General features: G+C 67.0%; 19 protein-coding genes. 9 read left to right on the top strand and 10 right to left on the bottom strand.

Annotated elements, in window-relative coordinates:
- Positions 1 to 33: 33 nt before the first annotated feature.
- Positions 34 to 672, bottom strand: coding sequence for a hypothetical protein (locus tag AC1PPK_RS02985; protein ID WP_481116367.1), 639 nt, complete (start codon positions 670 to 672; stop codon positions 34 to 36).
- A 196-nt stretch (positions 673 to 868) separates the two neighbouring features.
- On the opposite strand from AC1PPK_RS02985, the gene AC1PPK_RS02980 reads away from it, so the two are divergent.
- Positions 869 to 1,069 carry a hypothetical protein gene (locus AC1PPK_RS02980; RefSeq protein ID WP_481116366.1) on the top strand — a complete coding sequence of 67 codons (201 nt, stop codon included), beginning with the start codon at positions 869 to 871 and terminating at the stop codon, positions 1,067 to 1,069.
- Between the two features lie 653 nt (positions 1,070 to 1,722).
- Positions 1,723 to 3,378 carry a response regulator gene (locus AC1PPK_RS02975; protein WP_481116365.1) on the top strand — a complete coding sequence of 552 codons (1,656 nt, stop codon included), beginning with the start codon at positions 1,723 to 1,725 and terminating at the stop codon, positions 3,376 to 3,378.
- Here the strand turns inward: AC1PPK_RS02975 and AC1PPK_RS02970 are convergent.
- Complete coding sequence (locus AC1PPK_RS02970; RefSeq protein WP_481116364.1) at positions 3,368 to 6,514, bottom strand: hybrid sensor histidine kinase/response regulator; 3,147 nt, start codon at positions 6,512 to 6,514, stop codon at positions 3,368 to 3,370. The two genes, AC1PPK_RS02975 and AC1PPK_RS02970, sit on opposite strands and share 11 nt — an antisense overlap.
- 300 nt (positions 6,515 to 6,814) lie before the next feature.
- Between AC1PPK_RS02970 and AC1PPK_RS02965 the strand changes: the two genes are divergently transcribed.
- Both AC1PPK_RS02965 and AC1PPK_RS02960 read left to right on the top strand, forming a co-directional pair.
- Positions 6,815 to 7,054, top strand: a complete 240-nt coding sequence (locus AC1PPK_RS02965; protein ID WP_481116363.1) for a hypothetical protein — start codon at positions 6,815 to 6,817, stop codon at positions 7,052 to 7,054.
- A 63-nt stretch (positions 7,055 to 7,117) separates the two neighbouring features.
- A complete protein-coding gene (locus tag AC1PPK_RS02960) occupies positions 7,118 to 7,564 on the top strand; it encodes an SRPBCC family protein (RefSeq protein ID WP_481116362.1) in 447 nt (148 codons plus the stop codon).
- Positions 7,565 to 7,729: 165 nt separating this feature from the next.
- Here the strand turns inward: AC1PPK_RS02960 and AC1PPK_RS02955 are convergent, their stop codons facing one another.
- From AC1PPK_RS02955 to AC1PPK_RS02945, 3 genes are all read right to left on the bottom strand, one after another.
- Positions 7,730 to 9,709: a multiheme c-type cytochrome gene (locus tag AC1PPK_RS02955; protein ID WP_481116361.1), complete on the bottom strand. Its 1,980-nt coding sequence runs from the start codon at positions 9,707 to 9,709 to the stop codon at positions 7,730 to 7,732.
- Between the two features lie 302 nt (positions 9,710 to 10,011).
- Positions 10,012 to 10,506, bottom strand: a complete 495-nt coding sequence (locus tag AC1PPK_RS02950) for a phasin family protein (RefSeq protein ID WP_481116360.1) — start codon at positions 10,504 to 10,506, stop codon at positions 10,012 to 10,014.
- Between the two features lie 99 nt (positions 10,507 to 10,605).
- Positions 10,606 to 11,268, bottom strand: coding sequence for a TetR/AcrR family transcriptional regulator (locus tag AC1PPK_RS02945; protein ID WP_481116359.1), 663 nt, complete (start codon positions 11,266 to 11,268; stop codon positions 10,606 to 10,608).
- A 206-nt stretch (positions 11,269 to 11,474) separates the two neighbouring features.
- Here AC1PPK_RS02945 and AC1PPK_RS02940 point away from each other — a divergent pair, with 206 nt between their 5' ends.
- From AC1PPK_RS02940 to adeC, 3 genes are read left to right on the top strand one after another with little or no spacing between them, the layout of a single operon-like run.
- Entirely contained in the window at positions 11,475 to 12,677 is a 1,203-nt protein-coding gene (locus AC1PPK_RS02940) for an efflux RND transporter periplasmic adaptor subunit (protein WP_481116358.1), read from the top strand.
- A 12-nt stretch (positions 12,678 to 12,689) separates the two neighbouring features.
- Positions 12,690 to 15,854, top strand: a complete 3,165-nt coding sequence (locus AC1PPK_RS02935) for an efflux RND transporter permease subunit (RefSeq protein WP_481116357.1) — start codon at positions 12,690 to 12,692, stop codon at positions 15,852 to 15,854.
- A gap of 1 nt (position 15,855) precedes the next feature.
- Positions 15,856 to 17,253, top strand: coding sequence for an AdeC/AdeK/OprM family multidrug efflux complex outer membrane factor (gene adeC, locus AC1PPK_RS02930; RefSeq protein ID WP_481116356.1), 1,398 nt, complete (start codon positions 15,856 to 15,858; stop codon positions 17,251 to 17,253).
- A 3-nt stretch (positions 17,254 to 17,256) separates the two neighbouring features.
- Here the strand turns inward: adeC and AC1PPK_RS02925 are convergent, their stop codons facing one another.
- Positions 17,257 to 17,685 (bottom strand): winged helix-turn-helix transcriptional regulator, encoded by a 429-nt coding sequence (locus AC1PPK_RS02925; protein ID WP_481116355.1) that lies wholly within the window; start codon positions 17,683 to 17,685, stop codon positions 17,257 to 17,259.
- A 91-nt stretch (positions 17,686 to 17,776) separates the two neighbouring features.
- Here AC1PPK_RS02925 and AC1PPK_RS02920 point away from each other — a divergent pair, with 91 nt between their 5' ends.
- Positions 17,777 to 18,628 carry an SDR family oxidoreductase gene (locus AC1PPK_RS02920; RefSeq protein ID WP_481116354.1) on the top strand — a complete coding sequence of 284 codons (852 nt, stop codon included), beginning with the start codon at positions 17,777 to 17,779 and terminating at the stop codon, positions 18,626 to 18,628.
- Positions 18,629 to 18,661: 33 nt separating this feature from the next.
- On the opposite strand, the gene AC1PPK_RS02915 is transcribed toward AC1PPK_RS02920, so the two are convergent.
- Genes AC1PPK_RS02915 through AC1PPK_RS02900 form a run of 4 tightly spaced genes read right to left on the bottom strand, consistent with a single transcriptional unit; the run spans position 18,662 to position 23,114 of the window.
- Positions 18,662 to 20,317: a PepSY-associated TM helix domain-containing protein gene (locus AC1PPK_RS02915; RefSeq protein ID WP_481116353.1), complete on the bottom strand. Its 1,656-nt coding sequence runs from the start codon at positions 20,315 to 20,317 to the stop codon at positions 18,662 to 18,664.
- A 14-nt stretch (positions 20,318 to 20,331) separates the two neighbouring features.
- Positions 20,332 to 20,622, bottom strand: a complete 291-nt coding sequence (locus AC1PPK_RS02910; protein ID WP_481116352.1) for a hypothetical protein — start codon at positions 20,620 to 20,622, stop codon at positions 20,332 to 20,334.
- Position 20,623: 1 nt separating this feature from the next.
- Positions 20,624 to 20,896, bottom strand: coding sequence for a hypothetical protein (locus tag AC1PPK_RS02905; protein ID WP_481116351.1), 273 nt, complete (start codon positions 20,894 to 20,896; stop codon positions 20,624 to 20,626).
- Between the two features lie 52 nt (positions 20,897 to 20,948).
- Positions 20,949 to 23,114, bottom strand: coding sequence for a TonB-dependent receptor (locus AC1PPK_RS02900; RefSeq protein ID WP_481116350.1), 2,166 nt, complete (start codon positions 23,112 to 23,114; stop codon positions 20,949 to 20,951).
- Positions 23,115 to 23,421: 307 nt separating this feature from the next.
- Between AC1PPK_RS02900 and gstA the strand changes: the two genes are divergently transcribed.
- Positions 23,422 to 24,027: a glutathione transferase GstA gene (gene gstA / locus AC1PPK_RS02895; RefSeq protein ID WP_481116349.1), complete on the top strand. Its 606-nt coding sequence runs from the start codon at positions 23,422 to 23,424 to the stop codon at positions 24,025 to 24,027.
- Positions 24,028 to 24,049 lie beyond the last annotated feature (22 nt).

The following is a 24,049-nucleotide window of genomic DNA, read 5'->3' as shown; positions in this document are numbered from 1 at the left end:
CCGTTCCGGCATCGGGATGCGCGGCAGCGCAGCTCAATACACGCCGTAGTTGAAGGCCAGTTCGATGCGTTGGCTGCGGTTCAGCCCTTCCAGCCCGACGAGGCGCTTGCCGTCGCTGCGCAGGCCGTAGCGCCGCTCGATCTCGGACAGGTAGCGCGAAGCGCGGCGGAAGCGTCCCTCGTAGGTGGTCACCGGCAACAGGTAGAGGTGGGACGTCCAGTACAGCTCGCCGGGCGCCACCGGTAGGCCGCTGAGCTTGCGTGCGTAGTCGCTGACGCGAGTGTCCGTGTAAATGACCAGCGCGTTGTAGCCCATGTCCTGCGCGAAGTCGTAACGCCGCCGGCGGTCCGGGACGAAGACGCTCCAGCCATCCCGCGAGAAGGCGTGGGGCGCCACGTCCACCAGCTGCCCGTCCGGCGCCAGCCACACGGAATGGAAGGTGAAGCCGTGGGCGCCCTGCTGCGGCCCGGCGTGTTTCGGCAGGCTGTGCAGCCAGCCGAAACACTGGCGTCCGCCCTCCGCCGCCACCGTGTCGCGCACCACCGCGTGGCAATACACGTCGCTGCCGGCTTCGCCGGCGCCCCGGTGGCGGATGCGCAAGGGCGCGCCGCCGGCGAAGTCGCGCAGGCGCTGGGCGACGACGGGCGGTAGCAGGGCGGCGGACGGGGCCATGGTGGTGGAGCGATTGAACGGGGGGCGGAAGTTAGCATGCACTATCGCCCGGCTTCCACTGCGCCGGCCAGATATCTTCGTGCACGCGTGCACGGTCTTCTCACACCGGTGCACGATCAACTTTGCCGCCGTGAACAAGACCGTGCACGGGTGAAAGGTCTTCGTGCACGGCGCGTAGTTCATCTTTCGTGCGGGAATGTTCATCGTGCACCGGGTGAAGTTCTTCGTGCACGCGTGCACGAAGAACTTCGGGCCGGCTGAGTTGATCGTGCACGCGCCAATGTTGAACGTGCACGGCTGCGAGATGGACATGGCCGGCCAAATGTTCGATATCGGCGGGTTAACAATGGATACGCGCGGCGCGGTGGCGTGCAAGGGGATGACCGGGGCGTTATGATCGGTCGGCATTTTGATCCCGAGATTCCGAGGCCCAGTCGATCCCCATGCGGACTTTCCAGTCGTTGTCCAAGCAGCCGAAGTGTGAAAGTCCAAGAGCCGCATCCAGGCTGTCCAGCTGCAAGTCCCTTGGCGGTTTCCTGTTGTTCGCTGTCGCGGTGCTGGTGTTGCTCGGTTTCTTTCTGGCGGAGGGCTACCAGGGCCAGATCCGGCTGGCGACTGCCAATGCGCGCAATCTCGTCGAGATACTTGAGGCGCGGCTGGATGTGTCCCTGCGGCGTACCGAGACGACCCTCGCGGCGCTGGCGGAGGAAGTCCCCGTCGAGGCCCTCGATCTGGCTGCCCGGGAGCGCCATGCGCCGGACCTGCACCGCAAGCTCGTCGCGTGGGCCCAGCGCTTTCCAGAGATCAGCGGGCTGCGCCTGATCGACCGGGATGGCAACGTGCTGTACCTCTCTGAGGGTATTGCTACGGGTACGCCACCCAGTGCGCGGGAACGCAGCTATTTCGAGATCCTCAAGCAGCAGCCGGATCATCCGCTGTTTTTTTCCGAGGTCAGCGTCGGACGCATCAGCCATCGGCCGCAGCTCTTCGCCGCGCTGCCGATCCGCGCTGCCGATCCGCGATGCCCAGGGGCGCTTCGTCGGGGCGGCAATGGCGCCGCTCGAACTGGATTACCTGTCCACGCTGGTGAACGCCATCGACCTCGGCAAGCACGGTGCCGTCACCTGGCGGCGCAGCGACGATGCGCGGCTGGTGATGCGCATCCCGCCGCGCCCGGAAGCGGTCAATCAGGCGATCATCAACAACCCGATGCACATGCGCATCAAGCAGGGCGACCGGGAGGGGATCATCCGTTTCCAGGCGGCGCTCGACGGGCAGGAGCGCATCTACGCGTACAAGCGCGTTGGTGTCTATCCTTTCTATGTGGCGGTGGGGCTGGCGACGAGCGACTTCCTCGCCGAGTGGCGGCGTACGGCATTGATCTCGACAGTGTCCACGCTGGCCTGTCTGGCCCTGCTTGGGATGCTCTTGTGGCGGCAGATCCGCTATCGGCAGGACCTGGAATACACGGTGGCCCGGCGCACCGGTGAACTGCTGCAGGCCACGCGGGCGGCGGAGGGGGCCAACCTGGCCAAGAGCGCCTTCCTGGCCAATATGTCCCACGAGATCCGCACGCCGCTCAATGCCATCATCGGCATGGCCCACCTGCTGCGGCGCGGCGGCCTGAACGTGCGCCAGACCCAGCAGCTCGGCAAGCTGGAGGCGGCGGGCGTGCACCTGCTGCACATCATCAATGCGGTGCTGGAGCTGACCAAGATCGAGGCCGGCAAACTCAGCATGGACGAGGTGCCGCTGCAGGTGGAGCGCATCGTCGCTGCGGTGGTGGACATGATTCGAGGGCAAGCGGAGGAGCGCCAGTTGCGGCTCGATGTGCAGCTCCAGTTGCCGGCCTGTGTATTGCTCGGCGACGCGACCCGCCTGCAACAGGCCCTGCTCAACTACGCCAACAATGCGGTGAAGTTCACCGAGTCCGGTGGCATCGCGCTGCGCGTCGATACGCTGGAGGAGGGGGCGGACAGCGTCGTGCTGCGCTTCGTCGTCGAGGACAGCGGTATCGGTATTGCTGCGGAGGCCATGCCGCGCCTGTTCAACGTCTTCGAGCAGGCCGACAACAGCATGACGCGCAAGTACGGAGGAACCGGCCTCGGGCTGGCCGTCACGAAGAAGATCGCGCAGCTGATGGGTGGCGATGCAGGCGCCACCAGCGTGCCCGGGCAGGGCAGCACCTTCTGGTTCACCGCCCGCCTGCGCAAGGGGGGGCAGGACCTGTCGGCGGGGTTGGCCGGTGCGCCCGAGGCGGCGGAGCAGAGTCTGGCGCGCCGCCACGCGGGGCAACGGGTGCTGCTGGTGGAGGACGAGCCGGTCAACCGGGAGATCGTGCTGAGCCTGCTCGGTGATGTGGGGCTGCTGGTGGATGCCGCCGAGGACGGCGTGCAGGGCCTGAACATGGCGACCACCAACGATTACGCGCTGATCCTGATGGACATGCAGATGCCCGGCATGGACGGCCTCGAAGCCACGCGCCGCATCCGCGCGCTGCCCGGCCGGCAGGCCGTGCCGATCCTGGCCCTCACCGCCAACGCCTTCGCCGAGGACAAGGCGCGCTGCCTGGAAGCCGGCATGAACGACTTCATCGCCAAGCCGGTGGCGCCGGACGTGCTGTTCGCGCTGCTGGACCGCTGGCTGGAGCAGGCCGCCGGGGATGCCGGGGGCCGCTCTGGGCCCCCTCACGAAACTATGCCGTGATCAGCGCCTCCACCCCCTGCAATCCGCCGGTGACGTGCTGGAGCCGATCCACGGTCTGTGCAAAGCGTGCCGCGGTAGTTTCGTGATCCTTGTCGGTCGCCGCGGCCTCCAGGGCGGCAGCCGCCTCGCCGAGATCGTAAGCCCCCAGGGTGCGGGCGATGCCTTTCAGGGTGTGGGCGAGCCGGATCTGGCTGCCCCAGTCGTTGGCCGCCATGGCCTGCGCAAAGCTGGGCTCGAAGGTCTTGCCGTGGGTGTCGCGGAACTTGGCCAGCAGGCGGTATAGCGACTTTGCTTTCTTGATGTAGGTGAGGCCGACTGCCACGTCGATCCCTGGCAGTTCGGGATAGACGGCGACCGGCTGTTCTTCCTCGACGATCACTGCGGCGGCGATGCGTTCGGCTGGCACGTGGGTGGCTATCTCGTCGAACAGCGTATCCATGTCGATCGGTTTCGCCACGTGGGCGTTCATGCCGGCTTGCCGGCAGGCTTCCTTCTCGTCGGCCATGGTGTTGGCGGTCAGGGCGATGATCGGCAGATCCCGGCAGTCGGCTTGCTGCCGCAGCAGGCGTGTCGCGGCGAAGCCATCCATCACCGGCATCTGCACGTCCATCAGGATCAGGTCGGGCCGTGCGGCGGCGACGGCAGCCAGCGCTTGCTGGCCGTTGGCCGCGAAGCGCACCGTCAGGCCCACATTGCCGAGGAGTTCGCCGATGATCTCCCGATTGATCTCCACGTCCTCGACGATCAGGACGTCCAGCCCGTGGAAACGCGACCATTGTCGGGTGGTGGCGCCACGCCGCTCGATCACCGGGGTGCCCTGGTCCGGAAAGCCGAGGCTGTTGGCGATCTCGACGTACAGGTGGCGGGCACTGACGGGCTTGGCCAGCAGACCGTCGATCTCGTCGGCGATGGCGTCGAGTTCCTTGTGATGGCTGAAGGCGGTGGCCAGCAGCATCGGCGGACATTTCATCCGGTGGTCGCGATAGACCGATTTGAGGCGCCGGATCGTTTCGACGCCGTCCAGCCCAGACATGCGCCAGTCCACAAGACACAGCAGGTAGTCGGGCGGCGGTGCTGATTCCATGCGGGCCAGGACCTCGTCGCCACTGCCCGCGAGTTCCACCTGCAAGCCCAGTTGCTGGCACAGATGGGCGTGGATGTGCCGGGCTACGGGGTTGTCGTCGATCACCAGCACGGGGCGAGCGGCATGGGCCGCCAGCTGTTGCCCGAATTCACCGATGCCGCGCCGGCGATCGGGCCCGATCGCCTTGAAGCGGGCGGTGAAGTGGAAGGTACTGCCGGCGCCCAGGGTGCTGTCCACCCAGATGCGGCCACCCATGATTTCGACGAGCTGGCGGCAGATGGCCAGGCCGAGGCCGGTTCCGCCATAACGGCGGGTGGTCGAGGTGTCGGCCTGGGTGAAGGGCGTGAACAGGCGTGCCACCTGCTCCTCGCTGATGCCGATCCCTTCGTCGCTGACGGAGAAGTGGAGTTCGACCGCGTCCTGTTCCGTCGGGCCGGTCTCCACCGCCACGACCACGTTGCCGCCGGTCGAGAACTTGAGGGCGTTCGACACCAGATTGGTCAGGATCTGGCCGAGCCGCAGCGCGTCGCCCTCGAGCAAGCGGGAGTCGTCGTCGATGTCGTAGTGCAGTTCGACGCCCTGTTCCTCGGCGCGCAGGGCGACGATGCCGGACAGTTGTTCGAAGACGGTCTCCAGCACGAACGGGGTGTGTTCGAGGTCCAGCTTGCCCGCTTCGATCTTCGAGAAGTCCAGGATGTCGTTGATGATGGTGAGCAGGTTCTCCGAGGCCGCCCTGATCTTGCCGACGTAGTTGGCCTGTCGGGGACTCAGGTGGGTTGCCAGCGCCAGGTCGGCCATGCCGATGATGGCGTTCATCGGGGTCCGGATCTCGTGGCTCATGTTGGCCAGGAAGGCGCTCTTGGCGGTGTTCGATTTGAGGGCGTCCTGGCGCGCAGCCTCGAGTTCCGCCATCAGGCGATGGGCGCGGGTGACGTCGCGGGCGATGCCGAGCACGCCGACCAGGTGGCCGGCGTCGTCGTACATCGGCGTCTTGATCGTCTCCAGCATTTCCTCGTGGCCATCGTCCCGGTAGGTCACCGTCTCTTCATTGACGCAGGCCTGTCTTGTCTCGATGGCATGCAGGTCGTGGCGCCGGAACGCGTCGGCCTGTTCGGCGGGGAGGAAGTCGCGATCCGTCTTGCCGACGATTTCGCTTTCGGAGGCGCCGAGAAGACGTTCGAACTTGTTGTTGCAGGTGATGAAGACGCCTTCAGGATCCTTCAGCCAGACCAGATCGGGCAGGGTGTTGATCAGCGTGCGCAGCTGCCGGCGTTCCTGTTCGAGCAGGGCGATCGATTCGCGCAGCCTGTCCTTCATGTGCAGGATGGAGGCAGCGAGGCTTTGCTCGTCGCCATAGGCGATATCCACTTCCGTGTCCAGGTCACCCATGGCGATCCGGCGGGCCACCTTTTGCATCGCAATGGGTTCGCCGCCAAGGCGACGCAGGATGGCGCGGGCGCTGAGCAACATCAGGCCGCCCGCCAGCAGTACGCCGCCGAGGGTCAGTACGCCAACCAGCAGGCGGACGCGCCCTGCCGTCAGATAAAGGTTGTTGGAGGTCCGGTCGGCGAAGGCCGAGGCGATCTTCACCGTCGCATCGACGGCGGCCCGGTGGGCTTCGTAGCGCTCCACCAGTGTCCGCTGGAGTTCGACGGCTTTTGCCGTATCGTCGCGCTGGAGGGCGGCGACGTAGTCGTCGAACAGGAAGCGCCAGTAGGCGTCGGCGGTGTGCTTCTCGGTTGCCAGCAATGCGTCACGCAGCTCCGGGGTGAGGGCCTGCCCCGCCCAGTAGGCGTTGCGTTCGTCGTACTTGCGCTTGAGCGTCGTCAGCTTGTCCAGCAGCGGAGGGCGCTCTCCCGCCTGGGCCTGCCCGAGCTGCAGGGCCGTCAGCTGGGCCTCGATGACGTACAGCGGCGGCGGCAGCACATCGGCGATGACGTCCTTGCCCTGGGCCATGCCGTGGGCGGCATCGATGATCGATTGCGTCGCGCTCCAGACGAGGACGGCCAGGCCCACGAAAAGGGCGCACACCACCGTGGCGACGAGAAGCAATTGTTTTCTTAACGTGAGCGATTGGAACACCGTTCCTCCCTTGGTTCCGCCGGGAGCGGGGCCTTATGGCAGCCGCGGCTGCGTATTGTTTCCGATTCCGGTGGCGGTGAGGGAGATGTGGGTGCGATGGAGGGACTTTGTCACCATCTGACACATGCCGCGCTCCGTTCGAGCGGCCGGCGCCGGGTGGCCGGGGCGGGGCGTGCCAGGTGCTCTGCGCCGACCGTACGGCAGCGCTGATCCCGTGCCCGCCGACACGGTATGCTGCGCGCCTTGTGTCCTTGCACGGAGTACCCCGCCATGTTCATCGAGTCTCCCGATCAGGTTCCGCTGCGCGAGCAGGTCACCGCGGCCGGTGACGTCTTCCTGGTGCCCGAGCTGATCCTGCGGGTGGATGACGCGTCCTTGAACGGCTGGCAGTTGCGCTACGGGGACTGGACGGACTATCCGGACCGGTCCGGCGGACGGAGTGGCGCAGAGCAGGCGCTGCAGGCGGCCATCTTCGACATGCGCTTCCGCATCGAGACGCTTGGCAAGTGAACCGTCGGCGTCATCGGACGCCATCGACTACAGTTCAGGAACCCCTTCCACCCAGGAGTGAGCATGAGCACCCATACCGTCCGCCTGCACCGTGTGCTGCGCGCGCCGCCGGAGCGCATCTACCGGGCTTTTCTCGATCCCGCGGCGATGGCCAAGTGGCTGCCGCCCCATGGCTTCACCGGCACCGTGCATCAGCTCGATGCGCAGGTCGGCGGCGCCTACCGCATGTCCTTCACGAACCTCGGCAACGGGCACAGCCACAGCTTCGGCGGGACCTATCTGGAGCTGGAGCCGGCGGCGCGGCTCCGCTACACGGCGGTCTTCGACGATCCGAACCTGCCCGGTCAGATGCAGACCACGGTCGTGCTCAGCGCGGTGTTCTGCGGCACCGAGCTGAACATCGTGCAGGAAGGCATCCCCGAGATCATCCCTGCGCAGGCCTGCTACCTGGGCTGGCAGGAGTCGCTGCAACTGCTCGCGCAGCTGGTCGAAGCCGATATCCCCGGCTGATTCCGCGCTGGGCCGCCGCTGCTTTTTTTCTTCGAATTACGATCCGGCCGCTGGCATCTTCGACTGTCAGGTGTGCGTGCCGGTCAGGCCGCGGTGACGGCAGGCCAGTAAAAAGGGGCGCATTGCGCGCCCCTTGTGCTGACCGGTGGAAGGCAAGAGCGGGTTTCAGTCTCCCTTCGGACCGTTGTGGCAGGTGTAACAGCCGACCTTGGTGCCGGCGGCCAGTGCGTAGGACTTGCTGTCGTGGGTGAAGGTCTTGGCGATCTTCACCTGGGACAGCGGGCTGCCGCGGTAGTCGTTGCCGTGGCAGGCAGTACAGGATGATGCGCCGCCGGATTCGACCATGTCGCCGTGGGCATCGACCCAGCTCTGACCGATGGTGTGCATGCCGTGGGGGCCGCCGTTCTTGGTCAGTGGCACCTTGGCGTGGCACACCGTGCATTCGGTGATCGTGCCGGCGTAGCCCTGGATGGCCTTCGACTGCAGCAGGTCGTTGTCGTGGCTGCTCGCCCAGGTCTGGTTCTTCGATGCGTACTCGGCGTGGGTGGAGCCGTGGCAGGCTTCGCACTGGGTCTTGCCGTGGCCGACGCTGAAGCGGAACAGGGAGAAGCCGGTCTTCGGCGTGTTGGCATTGGTGGCGAAGCGGGTGTCGGTGACCACGCGCAGCGCGCCGGTCGTCACGTCGGTGACGGCGGCCGTTTCACGCTTGCCGTCGTGGTGGCAGGCCTGGCAGTTGGGCTGCTGCAGCCAGCCGACCCGGCTGGCCTTGCCGACCGCGCCCAGATTGCCGTGGCAGCTCTGGCAGTCGAGGCCCGGCGTGTCGCTCATCGCGCCGCGCAAGCACTTGGTGACGGAGCCCGGGTGGCATTGGTAACAGGAGTCCCGGTTGCCGATGCTGTCCAGCGTGACCTGCTTGAGCGGGTCCTTCACTTGGCCGTGCATGCGGTGCATCGCCGAGGTAAGGGCGGAGATCTTCACGCTCTGGCCGTTGGCCGTGACGGTGAAGCCCGGTGAGGCGAGGGCGTTGGAGCCGTGGCAGGAGGCGCATAGGGTCGGCGTCCCTTGGTCGGCACGCTGGGCGAGGCCGCCGCTGGCCACTGGCTGCAGCTTGAGCAGGGCAGCCTGGTAGACCGGGTCGTTGGCGTGCTTGTCGTCGTGCAGGCGCAGCACGTTCTTCTTCCAGTCCTTTTCCGGATCGGCGCTGTAGTTGGCCCAACCGCGCAGGGGCGGCTTGGCCGCATCCTTGTTGGAATTGCTGGCGTGACAGCTGATGCAGGTCATCTCGTCGGACACCGGCAGCACGGTCTGGGTGCTGGCCAGCACGGTGCCGGTGCTGCTCTTGGCAACGACCTTCACCATCGGGTAGTAGTTCTTGTTGTACCCGTTGCTGGTCAGGGTGTCGTCGTAGGGCAGGATGGGCAGGCCTTCGGCCTCGTACCAGCTCTGCACCTGGTTGTAGCTCATTGCGGCTGGCTGGGTGCTCGGCGTTGGGTTGCTGACCGCCGGGTTGCTCAAATTGAGGCCGCGGTTGGGTGCCGGCGCGCCGCCGTAGAGGGCTTTGACGTATTGCCAGAAGTTGGTCTTGCCGGCTGATGAGGTGTTGATGGAGCCCGATGGATCGCGCAGCGACTCGTAGCTCAAGGTCACGCCGGAGGTGACCTGCTTGCCGGACTGACGGTCGATCAGCTGGGCGTGCAGGTTGTTGTAGGGCGGCAGGATGGACATGATCGAGTAGTCCTTGCCGTCCACACAGTGCATGCCCAGGTCGTTCCAGGCCAGCAGCGCGTAGCGGGACGCAAAGCTGCCGGTTGTGGCAGCCGCGGTGACAGTGGTCGTCGTGCTGCTGGCGCTCAGCGTGGTTGCGCCCGCCGACGAGACCGACGTGGTCCCGAGGAAGGGGTTGGCGGAGCCGGACCAGTTGTTGCTGGAGGCGCCGTCGCTGCGCTTGCTGCTCGCTGTCGTGGTGCCGCTCGTCCGGGCACCGCGTTCCGAGGTTTGAGTCTGCTGCACGCCGGTGCTGGTGAACAGCGTTTGCAGCCATGTGATGTCTGCGTAGGCCAGGCCGCCCAGTGTGCTGGCTGCAAGAAAGGTCAGGGTGATGCCGAGGTGCCGCTTGCGCCTCGCCGGTGGATTTGTCGTGTGCATGGATGCTCCCGCCTTTGGCTGGTTGGATCGCAATGGATTCGAACGGGCTTGTGGCGGCGCACGACGGAGTGACACGGTCGTGACTTCAGCGTTCAAGCCTTCTTGTCAGCTGAAGTCAGGTGGTAAATCCACTTGAGCAGTGAAAATCAATACCATGACGCCAGTGTGGTGTTGATTTTAGATGTGCGCTCAATTTGGTTCAATCGTAATTACAAATATTCTTATATTCTGAATATCTGGTAACAATTGAAGCTGGCAAGTGGAACCGCCAGGGCTCACTCACCACGCTTTCAGAGGTGCGATCAGGAACGCTTGCGGGCCGGTTTGCGCTGCAGGCTGGCATCCGCCTGCAGCGCCATGTCGAGCATCGCGTCGCGGGATTTGACGGCGGCGTCGAGCAGGGTCCGGAACATCTCGCCGACGAAGGCGGGGCCGGCGGCCAGCGCCAGTGGCGGTGTGGCTTGCGTCTTGGCCGGCGTATCGGCGTTGAGGTTCAGCAGCTCGGCCATCTCGTGCTGGTTGGCGGCGACCACTTCATTGAAATCGCCGGCGTAGCCGATGACCTGGTCGATGACATGCTTGGTCAGCGCCAGCTGGGCCTCGTTCCAGCTCTGCAGGTCGCGGGCCCGGGCGAGGGTCTGGACGGTTTCCAGATTGCCTTCCATCAGCGACTGCGCAGCCTTTAGGTTGAGGGAGACCAGGCGCTGCGCACAGACGAGCGAACCCTGGCAGAAGGACAACAGATCGTTGTGCCGGCCCGCGCCAGCGTGCGCGTGGACGTTCGGTAGCGGAAACATGGGCACCTCCGCGATGTGAGCATGGGAGCCCTCACGCTACGCGCTTTCCGATGGGCGGTGCTTGCTCGATATCAATGAGCGTGCGCGCCACGCCTCAGCTCAGGCTCCTTCGCCGCCGGCCGTCTTGCTGGCGGCCTTGACGATCAGTTCTTCGAGGATATGTTCCATCACGCTGCGCAGCGGTGCCAGCAGGATCTGCGGATCGAGGTCCGGGTTGCGGATCATGCGCACCGTGAGGCCCTCGAAGACCGCGTACAGCACTTCCAGCGGCCCTTCCATCTGGGCGTCGGTGCAGCTCACACCGCGGAACTGCAGGCCTTCGCGGATGAGTTCGACGAGGCGCTCGCGGGCCGTGCGGTCGGCGGTGTGCACGATGGTGGCGACACCCGGATTGCGCGCCGCCTCGGCGACGATCTCGAGCATCAACGGCGCGTCGTCGTTGTCGAGGTCCGCGGTGCAGTGCTGAACGTCGTCCACCATGGCCCGCAGGATGTCGCCGTCGGCGCTGGCGGAACGGATGCGCTGGGTGATGGTCAGCAGGTTGAGCAAATCCCGCTCGACGATCGCCGCGATGATCGCTTCCTTGTTCTCGAAGTAGTGGTAGATGTGGCCGACGCTCATGCCGGCGGCCTTCGAGATCTGCGCCATGCTGGCGCCGTGGAAGCCCTGGCGACGGAAGCAGTTGGTGGCGGCGTTGAGCACCTGGGCTTTGCGGGCTTCGGCGCGGGGTTGCTCCTGCTGGGCGTAAGTCTGTGTGTTCATGGCTGTTTTCTCCTCATCCTGGCGTCCTGGGGCAACCCTTGCGTTGAGGGTCTGCCATCTGCAGGCGTTTGCTTATACGGCAGATTCTAATATAGAATGAGCGCTCAAACTAGAATGAGCGTTCATTCTTTTGTGTGCGCCGAATACATTTTGCTCTCCCCAACGGGCTGGTTTCGTGCCCACTCTAGGCAGGAAAGGTTTTGAATATGCAGATCGAAATGAACAAGGCGGTGTGTTCCGCCGGGCTTCTGCTGGCGCTGGGCAGCGTCATCCTGAGCGGTTGCGGCGAGCCGAAGGCCGCCGGTGAACAGCACCCGATGGGGCCGACCGAAGTCGGCGTGGTGGAGGTCCAGCCGCAGAAAGTCGCGCTGACCACCGAGCTGGCCGGCCGCACCGCGGCCTACATGGTTTCCGAGGTGCGGCCGCAGGTCGGCGGCATCATCCAGAAGCGGCTGTTCACCGAGGGTGGCGACGTCGCTGCCGGCCAGCCCTTGTACCAGATCGATCCGGCCACCTACCAGGCGGCTTATGAGAGTGCCCGCGCCAGCCTCGCCAAGGCCGAAGCCAACCTGGCGAGCACGCGCAGCAAGGCGTCCCGCTATGAGGAGTTGGTGGCCATCAAGGCGGTCAGCCAGCAGGATTACGACGACACCCAGGCCGCCCTCAAGCAGGGCCAGGCCGATGTGGCGGCGGCCAAGGCGGCGGTCGAGACGGCGCGCATCAACCTGGCCTACACCAAGGTCGCCTCGCCGATCGCCGGGCGCATCGGCCGTTCGACGGTGACGCCGGGCGCGCTGGTGACGGCCAGCCAGCAGAACGCGCTGGCCACCGTACAGCAGCTCGATCCGATCTATGTGGACGTGACCCAGTCCAGCGCCGAGCTGCTGCGCCTCAAGCGCGACCTGGCGAGCGGCCAGCTCAAGAAGGCCGGTGCCGGCCAGGCAGCCGTCAAGCTGGTGCTGGAGGACGGCAGCGCCTATCCGCTGGCCGGCAAACTGCAGTTCTCCGACGTGACGGTGGACCAGAGCACCGGCACGATCACGCTGCGCGCGGTCTTCCCCAATCCGAAGGGCGACCTGCTGCCCGGCATGTACGTGCGCACGGTGCTCGAAGAGGGCGTCGACGAGCAGGCCATCCTGGTGCCGCAGCAGGGCGTCAGCCGCGACACCAAGGGCAACCCGACCGCGATGGTGGTGGGCGCCGACGGCAAGGTGGAGCTGCGCACCCTCAAGACCAGCCGCACGCTCGGCGACAAGTGGCTGGTCAGCGATGGCCTGAAGGCTGGCGACAAGCTGATCGTCGACGGCCTGCAGAAGATCCATCCGGGCGCCCCGGTCAAGCCGGTGCCGGCAACGGCGCCGAAGGCCGAAGCCCCCGCCAAGGCGGCAGCGGTTGCCACCGCAGGCTAAGGGAGTACGCGCATGTCCCGCTTCTTCATAGACAGGCCCATCTTCGCGTGGGTCATTGCGATCGTCATCATGCTCGCCGGCGTGCTGGCGATCCGCACGCTGCCAATCTCCCAATATCCGCCGATCGCCCCGCCCGCGGTGTCGATCAGCGCGACCTACCCCGGCGCGTCCGCCAAGACCCTGGAAGACACCGTCACCCAGGTGATCGAGCAGAAGATGAAGGGCATCGACCACCTGACCTACATGTCGTCGGCCAGCGACTCGTCGGGCTCGGTGACCATCACCCTGACCTTCGACGCCGGCACCGACCCGGATATCGCCCAGGTGCAGGTGCAGAACAAGCTGGCGCTGGCCACCCCGCTGCTGCCGCAGGAAGTGCAGAAGCAGGGCGTGCAGGTCGCCAAGGCCACCACCAACTTCCTGATGGTGGTCGGTTTCGTCTCCGAAGACGGCAGCCTCAGCGACATCGACCTGGGTGACTACGTCGCCTCCAACGTGCAGGACATCGTCTCGCGCATCAACGGCGTCGGCGAGACCCAGCTGTTCGGCAGCAAGTACGCGATGCGCATCTGGCTCGATCCGGCCAAGCTGCACAACTACAAGCTGACCCCGGCCGACATCAGCGCCGCGATCACCGCGCAGAACGCCCAGGTCTCCGCTGGCCAGCTCGGTGGCATGCCGTCGCCGAAGGGCCAGCGCCTCAACGCGACGATCACCGCCCAGAGCCGCCTGCAGACGCCCGAGCAGTTCGGCGCGATCCTGCTGCGCACCACCGCCGACGGCGCCTCCGTGCGCCTGCGCGACGTGGCGCGCATCGAGCTGGGCGGCGAATCCTACGACGTGGTGGCGCGCTACAACGGCAAGCCGGCCACCGGCCTGGCGGTCAAACTGGCCACCGGCGCCAACGCGCTGGATACCGCCGATGCGGTGAAGGCCAAGCTGCACGAGCTGTCCAAGTTCTTCCCGCAGGGCGTGAAGGCGGTGACGCCCTACGACACCACGCCCTTCGTGAAGGTCTCCATCGAGGAGGTCGTGAAGACCCTGGTGGAAGCCATCGCGCTGGTCTTCCTGGTGATGTACCTGTTCCTGCAGAACTTCCGCGCCACGCTGATCCCCACCATCGCGGTACCGGTAGTGCTGCTCGGCACCTTCGGCGTGCTCGCCGCGGCCGGCTTCTCGATCAACACGCTGACCATGTTCGGCGTGGTGCTGGCCATCGGCCTGCTGGTGGACGACGCCATCGTGGTGGTGGAGAACGTCGAGCGGGTGATGAGCGAGGAAGGCCTGTCGCCGAAGGAGGCGACCCGCAAGTCGATGAACCAGATCACCGGCGCGCTGATCGGCATCGCCCTGGTGCTGTCGGCGGTGTTCGTGCCGATGGCCTTCTTCGGCGGTTCCACCGGCGTCATCTACCGCCAGTTCTCGATCACCATCGTGTCGTCGATGGTGCTGTCGGTGGTGGTGGCGCTGATCCTCACGCCGGCCCTCTGCGCAACCTTGCTGAAGCCGGTGGCCCAGGGCCACACGGCCGGCGAGGGCGGCCTGCTGGGCAGCTTCTTCGGCTGGTTCAACCGCGCCTTCGAGCGCAGCAACGCCGGCAGCCGCTCCGTCGTCGCCCGCATGCTGGGCAGCAGCAAGCGCTACCTGGTGATCTACGCATTGATCGTGGTCGGCATGGGCGCGCTGTTCCTGCGTCTGCCAACCGCCTTCCTGCCGGAAGAAGACCAGGGCTTCCTGATGTCCCAGGTGATCCTGCCGGCCGGCTCCACCGCCGAAAGCACGCTGGCGGTGATGGAGAAGGTCGAGCACCACTTCATGGAAGACCAGAAGGAGGCCGTGGAGTCCATCTTCACCGTCACCGGCTTCAGCTTCGCCGGCAGCGGCCAGAACAACGGGATCGCCTTCATCAACCTGAAGGACTGGAGCGAGCGCAAGCGCCCCGACCTGAAAGTGACGGCGGTGGCCGGCAAGGCGATGGGTTATTTCTCCACCTTCCGCAATGCGATGGCCTTCGCCTTCGCGCCGCCGGCGGTGGTCGAGCTGGGCAACGCCAGCGGTTTCGACTTCCAGCTGCAGGACCGCGCCGGCCTCGGCCACCAGGCCCTGATCGACGCCCGCAACCAGCTGCTCGGCATGGCGTCGCAGAACCCGCTGCTGGTCGGTGTGCGCCCCAACGGCCAGGACGACACCCCCGAGTACAAGCTCGACATCGATCATGCCAAGGCCGGCGCGCTGGGTCTTTCGCTGGCCGACATCAACAACGCCCTGCAGACCGCCTGGGGCAGTTCCTACGTCAATGACTTCATCGACAAGGGCCGCGTCAAGCGGGTTTATCTGCAGGGCGACGCGTCGGCGCGCATGCAGCCGGAGGACCTGAACAAGTGGTACGTGCGCAACAGCAACGGCGACATGGTGCCCTTCTCGTCCTTCGCGTCGGCCCACTGGACCTACGGCTCGCCGCGCCTGGAGCGCTACAACGGCCTGCCGTCGGCGGAGATCATGGGTTCCGCGGCGCCCGGCCACAGTACTGGCGAGGCGATGGTGGCCATGGAAGACATGGCGTCCAGGCTGCCGGACGGCATCGGCTTCGAATGGACCGGCCTGTCCTACCAGGAGCGCCTGTCCGGCTCCCAGGCGCCGGCCCTGTACGCGATCTCGCTGCTGGTGGTGTTCCTGTGCCTGGCTGCGCTGTACGAGAGCTGGTCCATCCCGTTCGCGGTGATGCTGGTGGTGCCGCTGGGGATCATCGGTGCGCTGCTGGCGGCGATGATGCGCGGGCTGTCCAACGACGTGTACTTCCAGGTCGGCCTGCTGATGACCATCGGCCTGTCGGCGAAGAACGCGATCCTGATCGTCGAATTCGCCAAGGAGCAGATGGAGCACGGCAAGGGCCTCATCGACGCGACGCTGGAAGCGGTGCGCCTGCGCCTGCGCCCGATCGTCATGACCTCGCTGGCCTTCATCCTCGGCGTGTTGCCGCTGGCCCTCTCCAACGGTGCCGGTTCCGGGGCGCAGAACGCCATCGGCACCGGCGTGATCGGCGGCATGCTGTCCGCCACCGTGCTGGCCGTGCTGTTCGTGCCGCTGTTCTTCGTGGCCGTGCGGCGGGTGTTCAAGGGCAAGACTGCCACGGACACCGCCCAGGCCGAATCCATCCCCGCCCAGGAGGTGCGCTGAGATGCCCCGCATGACTCTTCTCGCCGCGGCGCTGGCCTCCGCCGTGCTGGCCGGCTGCGCCACGCTGGCCCCCGACTACGCCAGGCCGGCCGCGCCGGTGCCGCAGCAATGGCCGGCCGACGCGGGTGCCACCGGCACCACCGCCGCCGACATCGGCTGGCAGGACTTCTTCACCGATGCCCGCCTGCGCCAGCTCATCGCGCTGGCCCTGGACAACAACCGGGATCTCCGCGTCGCTGCCCTCAACATCGAGAAGGCCCGCGCCCAGTACCAGATCCAGAGGGCCGATCTGTTCCCGACCGTGCAGGCGACGGCCGGCGGCACCGGCCAGCGTACGCCGGCCAGCCTGTCCACCACCGGCCAGGCGATGACAACGCACCAGTACACCGCCGGCCTCGGCTTCGCGTCCTACGAGCTGGACTTCTTCGGCCGCATCCGCAGCCTCAAGGACCAGGCCCTGTACCAGTTCCTCGGCACCGAGGAAGCCCGGCGCAGCGCGCAGATCAGCCTGGTGGCCGAGGTCGCCAGCGCCTACCTGACGCTGGTCGCCGACAACGAGCGCCTGAAGCTGGCCGAGGAAACCCGCGTCAGCCAGCAGAGCTCCTACGACCTCACCAAGCGCCGCTTCGAGCTCGGCAGCGCGTCCGAGCTGGACCTGCGCCAGGCCCAGACCAGCGTCGACTCGGCGCGCGTGGACGTGGCCCGCTACACCGGTCAGCTGGCCCAGGACCGCAACGCGCTGGCGCTGCTGCTCGGCGGGCCGCTGCCCGACGAGCTGGCCCAGCCGGGCGGGCTGGGCAGCGTCTCGGCGCTGGCCGGCGTGCCCGACGGCGTGCCGGCGGACGTGCTGCAACGGCGCCCCGACGTGCTGCAGGCGGAACGCACGCTGCAGGCCGCCAACGCCAACATCGGTGCGGCGCGGGCGGCCTACTTCCCGAGCATCACGCTGACCGCCAAGGGCGGCGTGGCCAGCAGCCAGCTGTCCGACCTGTTCAAGGGTGGCGCCGGTGCGTGGAGCTTCTCGCCGCAGATCAGCCTGCCAATCTTCGACGCCGGGCGGATCAGCGCCAACCTCAAGGTGGCCGAGACGGACCGGGCGATCAGCCTGGCCCAGTACGAAAAGGCCGTGCAGACGGCCTTCCGCGAAGCCGCCGATGCGCTGTTGCTGCGCACCCCGCTGGAAGGCCAGCTGGCCGCCCAGCAATCCCTCGTCGATGCCACCGCGGCCAGCTACCGGCTGTCCAAGGCGCGCTTCGACAAGGGCGTGGACAGCTACCTGGCGGTGCTTGACTCCCAGCGCGCCCAGTACAGCGCCGAGCAGAGCCTGATCACCGTCCGGCTGGCCGGGCTGAGCAATCAGGTCACGCTGTACAAGGTGCTCGGCGGCGGCGCCAGGTAAGCCTCAGGCCGCCACGCCTTCTTCCTGGCCTGCCCGTGCCTGCTGGGCGGCCAGGATTTCCGGCAGGTTCAGCTCGATCCAGTCGGCCAACGCCTCGACCTTGCGGCCGATCTGCTCGCCCAGCGGCGTCAGCGTGTATTCCACGTGAGGCGGCACCACCGGGTAGGAGACCCGCGCGACGAAGCCGTCGCTCTCCAGCTGCTGCAGCGTCTGCGCCAGCATCTTCTCGCTGATCCCGTTCACCTTGCGGCGCAGGTCACTGAAGCGATGCATGCCGCCGAGCAGGCCGACCAGCAGCAGCACGCCCCAGCGGCTGGTCACGTGCTTCAGCACCTCGCGGGACGGACACTTCTCGGCGAACACGTCGCCGCGCCGCATCATCTCGGCCAGGGTCGGGCGGGCCTCGGCCCCGTCGTCGTGGTCTGTGTTCATGATGGAACTTACCTTTTGGTGCGTACTTACTAAAAGTTAGTCAGGCGGATATTCTGCCGCTTCCTCCCTCCCAGATAAAGGAAGTCGCATCATGATCGTCGTTACCGGCGCCTCCGGCCAGCTCGGCCGCCTCATCATCGAAAACCTGCTGCAGACCGTTCCCGCCGGCGAGATCGTCGCCGCCGTGCGTACGCCAGCCAAGGTTGCCGACCTCGCCGCCCGCGGCGTGCAGGTCCGCGAGGCCGACTACAACCGCCCCGAAACCCTCGACAGCGCCTTTGCCGGCGCCGACAAGCTGCTGCTGATCTCCTCCAGCGAAGTGGGCAGCCGCCTGCCCCAGCACCGTGCGGTGATCGACGCCGCCAAGCGTGCCAAGGTCGGCTTGATCGCCTACACCAGCCTGCTGCACGCCGACAGTTCGCCGCTGCCGCTGGCTGTCGAACACAAGGCCACCGAACAGCTCATCGCCGAAGCCGGCTTGCCGGCGGTGCTGCTGCGCAATGGCTGGTACACCGAAAACTACCTCGCCAGCATCCCGCCCGCGCTGCAATACGGCGTGGTGCTCGGCAGCGCCGGCGAAGGGCGCATCGCTTCCGCCGCCCGTGCCGACTACGCCGCCGCCGCCGCTGCCGTCCTCACCCGCGACGGGCAGGCCGGCAAGGTGTATGAACTGGCCGGCGACGAGTCCTACACCCTGGCCGAGCTGGCCGCCGAGATCGCCCGCCAGTCCGGCAAGGCGGTGGCCTACCAGAACCTGCCCGAAGCCGACTTCAAGGCCGCGCTGCTCGGCGCCGGTCTGCCGGAAGGCCTCGCCGCGCTGCTGGCCGAGTCCGACATCGGTGCCTCCAAGGGCGGCCTGTTCGACGACGGCCACCAGCTCAGCCAGCTGATCGGCCGCCCGACCATCGGCCTGGCAAGCCTGGTCAAGGCTGCGCTGCAATAAGCCGCGCCGCGGGCCGGTGTCCGCGCCGGCCCGTCAGCGCGGTGTTTGCACCGACGGCACGCCGGCCGTCGGCTTGGCTTGGACGCCGCTGGCGGACCACACGCTGTCCGGCGTCCCATAGCGGACGCGCCGCGCGGTGGCGCGGGCCATCCACGCAAAGGCCCCGGCACCGGCGAGCGCCGTGGCATCCACACCCAGACTTGCCGCCGAGCCGTGCGCCCACAGGCCCAGGGACGGCAGGCTCCACGCCAGCAGCGAGGTGAGCGGAATGGCTGCGGTGAGCGCCGCCGCCAGCCATAGAAGATGGACCGACGCGCGTGCCGCACCGCGCAGGAAGGCCCAGCCGATGCTGGCGAAGAAGGCGCCGTAATACAGCGCGGGCAGCCAGGCGTTCGCATTGCCGGCCAGGCCGTGCAGCCATTTACTACCGACAATCGCCAGCGAGACACCGCATACGCAGCCCAGGCAGACGCCGACGGTGGCGGCGGCCATCAAGCGCACATCCAGCCGCTGCACGGGCAGTTCCCCGCCCTGGCGTGCCTGCTTCTTGCGGCGGCTTTCGACCCACAGCAGGTTTCCGCTGTAGAACAGCCAGGCGCCGGCCAGACCGAGCAGGAAGTACATCCACTGCACCGGCGTGCCGCCGAAGGCCGCCATGTGCAGAGCGAAGAAGCTGCTGACGAACAGGTTCGGTGTGCTCTGCCGGCCGGGCAGGAAATCGCTGCCGACCATCTTGCCGCTGTAGGGATCGACCGCCGCAAACCCGCCCCGCGCCCGCGGCGAGACGGCCGCCGCATCCTTGCCCCATACCCGCACCACCGCGCGCGGCCCGGTGGCCTGCTGGTACTGCAGCAGGGTGGGCTCGAAGCCGGGCGCCTGTTCCTGCACCCGGGCCAGGATCTCCAGCGGAGGCAGCATCGTCGCCGGATCGCGTTCGGCGGCGCCGGGCGCCGGACGCTGCCGCTGAAAGGCGGTCGACCACTTGCCGTCGTGCAGCAGCCTGTCCTGCACCGCATAGATGCCGTCGTGATAGGCGAAGACCACCGCCGTCAGCGCCATCACCAGATGGAAGGGCAGGCTGACGATGCCCACCACGTTGTGGGCGTCCAGCCACATGCGCTTCAGGTTCTTGCCGACCCGCAGCGCGAAGAAATCCTTGACCAGCGACGGCAGCACCACCACCACGCCGGACACCAGCGCCAGCGCGTAGAGGGCCGCGATGACGCCCATCACCCAGCGATTCGGATCGCTATCCACCGGCAGGCCGACGACGCGGTGCAGCGTGTCGATGAAGGCCGCCAGCCGCGACGGATGGGTCTCCGCCACCTGCGCCGCGCCGTGCACATCCAGCGTCGCCGCGTAGTGGCGGACCTGGTTGTCGTCGTGCTCGTCGGCGTCCGGGCTGCGTACCTGCCAGCCCAGGCGGGCCGGCACGTTCTCGGCGTCCTGCACGTAGAGGGTGAAGTCTTTGGCCGCGTCCGGATGCGCGGCCAGGGTCTTGACGATCAGCTGCTGCGCGTCCGCCAGCGCCACCGGGCGGACTTCACCCGGCGGCGAGGCCCAGCGCGTGAGCGGCTCCTTGAAGACGGTCAGGGCGCCGGCGTAGAAGGCGATGAACAAGGCCATCCCGGCGACGATGCCGGTCCACGTATGGACCGCCTTGTAGATGCGGACGAACTCGCTTCTCATGGTGTGATGTCCGGTCAGGAAAGACGCAGGGCGGACAGGGCGCCCAGCACCAGCGCCCCGGCGCCGCCCAGCCACAGCCAGGCGCGCAGGCCACTGGCGAAGAAGAAGACCCCACCCAGCACGCCCAGCCAGACCGGGGGCACCATCCACATGGCCAGCTGCCCGCGCACGGAGAGCGGCATGTCGGCGTTGAACTGCAGGAACAGGCCGCTGCAGCCGAGCGCCAGCACGGCGCCCAGCACGAAGCCGGCGAGGGTCTTGGACAGCCAGTCGCGGCGGATCGGTGGAAGGTTCGCGGCGGCCATCTCAGCGCCCCCGCCCGCTGCCCAGCAGCGCGCCGGCATACGGCAGCACGGCGAACGCCAGCATCAGCACCACCACGAATGTGAAGGTGGCGGTGAGGGCCTGCATGTCGCGGGCCAAGCCCAGCCAGCCGGCAGCCAGCAAGGCTGCACCGGCGATCCGCGTCGGGCGGGCCGGCCAGCGCGCCGCGAGCAGCCGCTGGTTGGGGGAGGCCAGGTAGAGGCCGGCGCAGCCGAGCAGCGCCGCGGCCAGGCCGATCAAGGTGAATGTCTGCATGGTGAGTGTGTCGGCCGTGGGTCGAAGCGGCTCGTCGAGGGCCTGGCGGCCGTCAGAAGTCCATCGTCGCGGACGCGGAGATCGTCCGCGGCGCGCCCAGGGTCGCAATCGAATAGCTGTCGCTGAAGCTGCCCGACCAGTAGTGCTTGTCGAACAGGTTGTTGATGTTCACGCGCAGCACCACTTTGCGGCCGTCCATCGTCGTGGCGTAGCGCGCGCCGACGTCGAGGGTGGTCCAGCTGGGGATCTGCTGCCGGTTGGCGGCATCGAGATACTGGCTGCTGGTGCTGACGACGCGGCTGCTGAGGGTCAGCCCGGCGAGCCACGGCGCGTCCCACTCGGCGCCCAGGTTGCCCTGCCAGCGGGGCGTGCCGATGGCCACGTTGCCGTCGTACTGGCCGTAGGCGGTCTTGGTCTGCTCGCCCTGCGAGTAGGTCGCGCCGCCGAGCAGGCGGACGGTACGCGTCAAGCTGCCGAAGGTGTTCCACTCCAGCCCGCGGACCCGCTTCTCGCCGTCGTCGGTGTAGGTCGGGTTGCTGCTGCTGCCGAGCGCGACCATCGAGGGCTTGGTGATCTCGAACAGGCTGACGGTGTAGGCAAAGGCGCCGGCATCCCATTTGGCACCGGCCTCCTTCTGGTCTGTCTTGTAGGGTGCGAACACGAAGTTCCGGTTGGTCGCCAGCGTATCGGTGACCGTGTCGCCCTTGCTCAGGCCCTGCACGTAGTTGGCGTACAGCGAGACCGCCGGCCCCCACGGCTTGACGACGACGGCCAGCGCCGGCGTCACCACACTCTTGTCGTACTGGGCGCTCACCGCGCCCGTCGTGGCGTTGTAGTTGGTGGTCTTGATGCTCTGGTTGCGCAGGCCCACGGTCAGCCGGAGGCGGTCCTCCAGCAGCGACAGCGTATCGATCAGGGCCAGGCTGGACAGCGTCGTGTCGCTGGTCTTCGGCGCCACGCCCGGCGGCGTCGGCATCGCCAGCGTGGTGACCGGGTTGTAGATGTTCGACGTGGCGCTGGCCGAGTTGGTGGCCGAGCCGCTCTCCTGCTCCAGGTTGGTGGCGTGCAGGACCAGCTCGTGGGCCACGCTGCCGGTGCCGAAGCGCGCGCGCAACCCGGCCTCGGCCGAGACGCTGTCGGTGTAGCTCCGCGTGCCGTTGGTCGCCGCGGTGAAGTTGCCGTTGGCGGCGATCGTCCGCGCATGGGTGCCGTTGATGAAGCCCGCGGACTCGAAGTTCAGCACCCCGACGCCGGCAAAGGCCGAGAGCTGCGGACTGAACGCGTATTCCGCGCGGGCCATCGCCGCCTTGCTCTCCAGCGTGCCGCTCGCGCCGCGGAACAGGTTGGTGCGCGGATCGACCGCCTTCGGCACCCGGGTCGTGTTCTGGAACCAGTACATCGCCGGCGTGCCGCCCGCAAACGACTCCTTGCTGTAGTACGCGTCGAGGGACGCGGTCAGCGCGTCGCCGCGGTAATCCACCGCCGCCGACAGGAACTCGCGCTTCTTGGACTGGCCGTCCAGCTCCGTATCGCCGTCGCTGAAAGCGCCGTTGATGCGCACCCCCAGCGCCTTGCGCTCCCCGAAGCGGCGCCCGGCATCGATGCTGGTGCCGAACTGCCCCTCGGACTGGTAGCCCACGGACAGGCGCGTCAGGGGATCGTCGGTCGCCCGTTTCGGCACCAGGTTGATCACCCCGCCGACGCCGCCGCCCGGCGGCATCCCGCCGAACAGCGCGCTGGGGCCCTTCAGCACTTCGACCCGGTCGACGGCCTCCAGCGGCGCATGGCCCACCGGCGCCAATCCGAACATGCCGTTGATGGCGAGGTCGGACGAATTGACGTCGAAACCGCGCACCCGGAAATTCTCATAGGCGTGGCCGTTCGATGTCGTGAAGCGCACCGAGGGATCGTTGGCCATCAGATCGTAGAGGGTCCGCGCCTGCTGGTTCGCAATCAGCTCGGCGGTATAGCTGGTGATGTTGAACGGCGTATCGATGACGTCCTGGTTGCCCAGCGCGCCCAGGCGGGCGCCTTTGGCCACCTGGCCGCCGGTGTAGGGCGTCGGCGTGTCGGACGGGCGTTCCGCGCTGGCGGCAACCTTCACCGCCGGCAGCGTCGCCTCGTTTTCCGTAACTGCATTGGGGAGCGCTTGTGCCGCCGCCCAGGGGGACTGCGCAAGCATGCTCATGGCCAGCGCGAGCGGAGTCATTCGCCGCATCGTGTTTCTCCTGTTGAATAAACACTGGCTGGCGAGGGCTGGCTTGTGTGCTGTGGTTACCTGTTCAGATTGGATGTCCCGGTCGATGACCGTCAGAGATCATGCGAAGATTCTAAACGAGAATAGTTATCAACAAAAGCCCCGGATGTCGCCGCGCTTACGGCCTGGCAAGCGTTGTGGTCTGCACCGCGCCCCGATCCGCTGCTATCTTAGGCGCCGGTCGGCTGCGCATCCCATCCGGATGGCGGCCGGCCGGTTCCAATCCCAAACCACAAAAACCGCGCCCCGCGCGCACCAAGGAGACTAAGTGAAACTCTATTTCAAACCCGGCGCCTGTTCCCTGTCCCCGCACATCGCCCTCGAAGAAGCCGGCCTCCGGTACGAATCCGAAAGCGTCGACCTCGCCACCAAGGTCACCGGCAGCGGCGCCAACTACCTCGAAGTCAATCCCAAGGGCTACGTGCCCGCGCTGCTCCTCGACTCCGGCGAAGTCCTCACCGAAGGCCCGGCCATCGTCCAGTACATCGCCGACCTCGCCCCGGAAAAGAAGCTCGCGCCCCCCAACGGCAGCATCGAACGCTACCGCCTGCAAGGCTGGCTCAACTTCATCGGCACCGAACTCCACAAGTCCGCCACCGCCTTCTTCAACCCGCTGAGCAAGGACGACTGGAAAGCCGCCGCCAAGCTCAACCTGGAACGCCGCTTCGGCTACCTGAACGAACAACTCGCCGACAAGCCCTACCTCCTCGGCGAAGACTTCAGCGTCGCCGACGGCTATTTGTTCACCGTGCTGGGCTGGATGAAGATCATCAACTTCGACCTCAGCCCGTATCCGAACCTGATCGCGTTTCAGGAACGTGTGGGTGCGCGTCCTGCCGTGCAGGCGGCGATGAAGGCGGAAGGGTTGGTTTGATTTAAGGAATGAAAAAGCCGGC

Source organism: Zoogloea sp. JDB1 (assembly GCF_056724025.1).
The sequence above is the reverse complement of the archived record's forward strand: the minus strand, read 5'-3'. Positions and strand labels throughout refer to the sequence as shown.

Bases quoted from the DNA above. Each gene is read 5' to 3' on its own strand.
- AC1PPK_RS02955 (WP_481116361.1), bottom strand. From the start codon at position 9,709: ATGCACACGACAAATCCACCGGCGAGGCGCAAGCGGCACCTCGGCATC.
- AC1PPK_RS02940 (WP_481116358.1), top strand. From the start codon at position 11,475: ATGCAGATCGAAATGAACAAGGCGGTGTGTTCCGCCGGGCTTCTGCTG.
- AC1PPK_RS02900 (WP_481116350.1), bottom strand. From the start codon at position 23,114: ATGCGGCGAATGACTCCGCTCGCGCTGGCCATGAGCATGCTTGCGCAG.
- AC1PPK_RS02985 (WP_481116367.1), bottom strand. From the start codon at position 672: ATGGCCCCGTCCGCCGCCCTGCTACCGCCCGTCGTCGCCCAGCGCCTG.
- AC1PPK_RS02945 (WP_481116359.1), bottom strand. From the start codon at position 11,268: ATGAACACACAGACTTACGCCCAGCAGGAGCAACCCCGCGCCGAAGCC.
- AC1PPK_RS02960 (WP_481116362.1), top strand. From the start codon at position 7,118: ATGAGCACCCATACCGTCCGCCTGCACCGTGTGCTGCGCGCGCCGCCG.
- AC1PPK_RS02915 (WP_481116353.1), bottom strand. From the start codon at position 20,317: ATGAGAAGCGAGTTCGTCCGCATCTACAAGGCGGTCCATACGTGGACC.
- AC1PPK_RS02910 (WP_481116352.1), bottom strand. From the start codon at position 20,622: ATGGCCGCCGCGAACCTTCCACCGATCCGCCGCGACTGGCTGTCCAAG.
- AC1PPK_RS02920 (WP_481116354.1), top strand. From the start codon at position 17,777: ATGATCGTCGTTACCGGCGCCTCCGGCCAGCTCGGCCGCCTCATCATC.
- adeC (WP_481116356.1), top strand. From the start codon at position 15,856: ATGCCCCGCATGACTCTTCTCGCCGCGGCGCTGGCCTCCGCCGTGCTG.
- AC1PPK_RS02925 (WP_481116355.1), bottom strand. From the start codon at position 17,685: ATGAACACAGACCACGACGACGGGGCCGAGGCCCGCCCGACCCTGGCC.
- AC1PPK_RS02980 (WP_481116366.1), top strand. From the start codon at position 869: ATGTTCATCGTGCACCGGGTGAAGTTCTTCGTGCACGCGTGCACGAAG.
- AC1PPK_RS02935 (WP_481116357.1), top strand. From the start codon at position 12,690: ATGTCCCGCTTCTTCATAGACAGGCCCATCTTCGCGTGGGTCATTGCG.
- AC1PPK_RS02950 (WP_481116360.1), bottom strand. From the start codon at position 10,506: ATGTTTCCGCTACCGAACGTCCACGCGCACGCTGGCGCGGGCCGGCAC.
- AC1PPK_RS02905 (WP_481116351.1), bottom strand. From the start codon at position 20,896: ATGCAGACATTCACCTTGATCGGCCTGGCCGCGGCGCTGCTCGGCTGC.
- AC1PPK_RS02965 (WP_481116363.1), top strand. From the start codon at position 6,815: ATGTTCATCGAGTCTCCCGATCAGGTTCCGCTGCGCGAGCAGGTCACC.
- AC1PPK_RS02975 (WP_481116365.1), top strand. From the start codon at position 1,723: ATGGCGCCGCTCGAACTGGATTACCTGTCCACGCTGGTGAACGCCATC.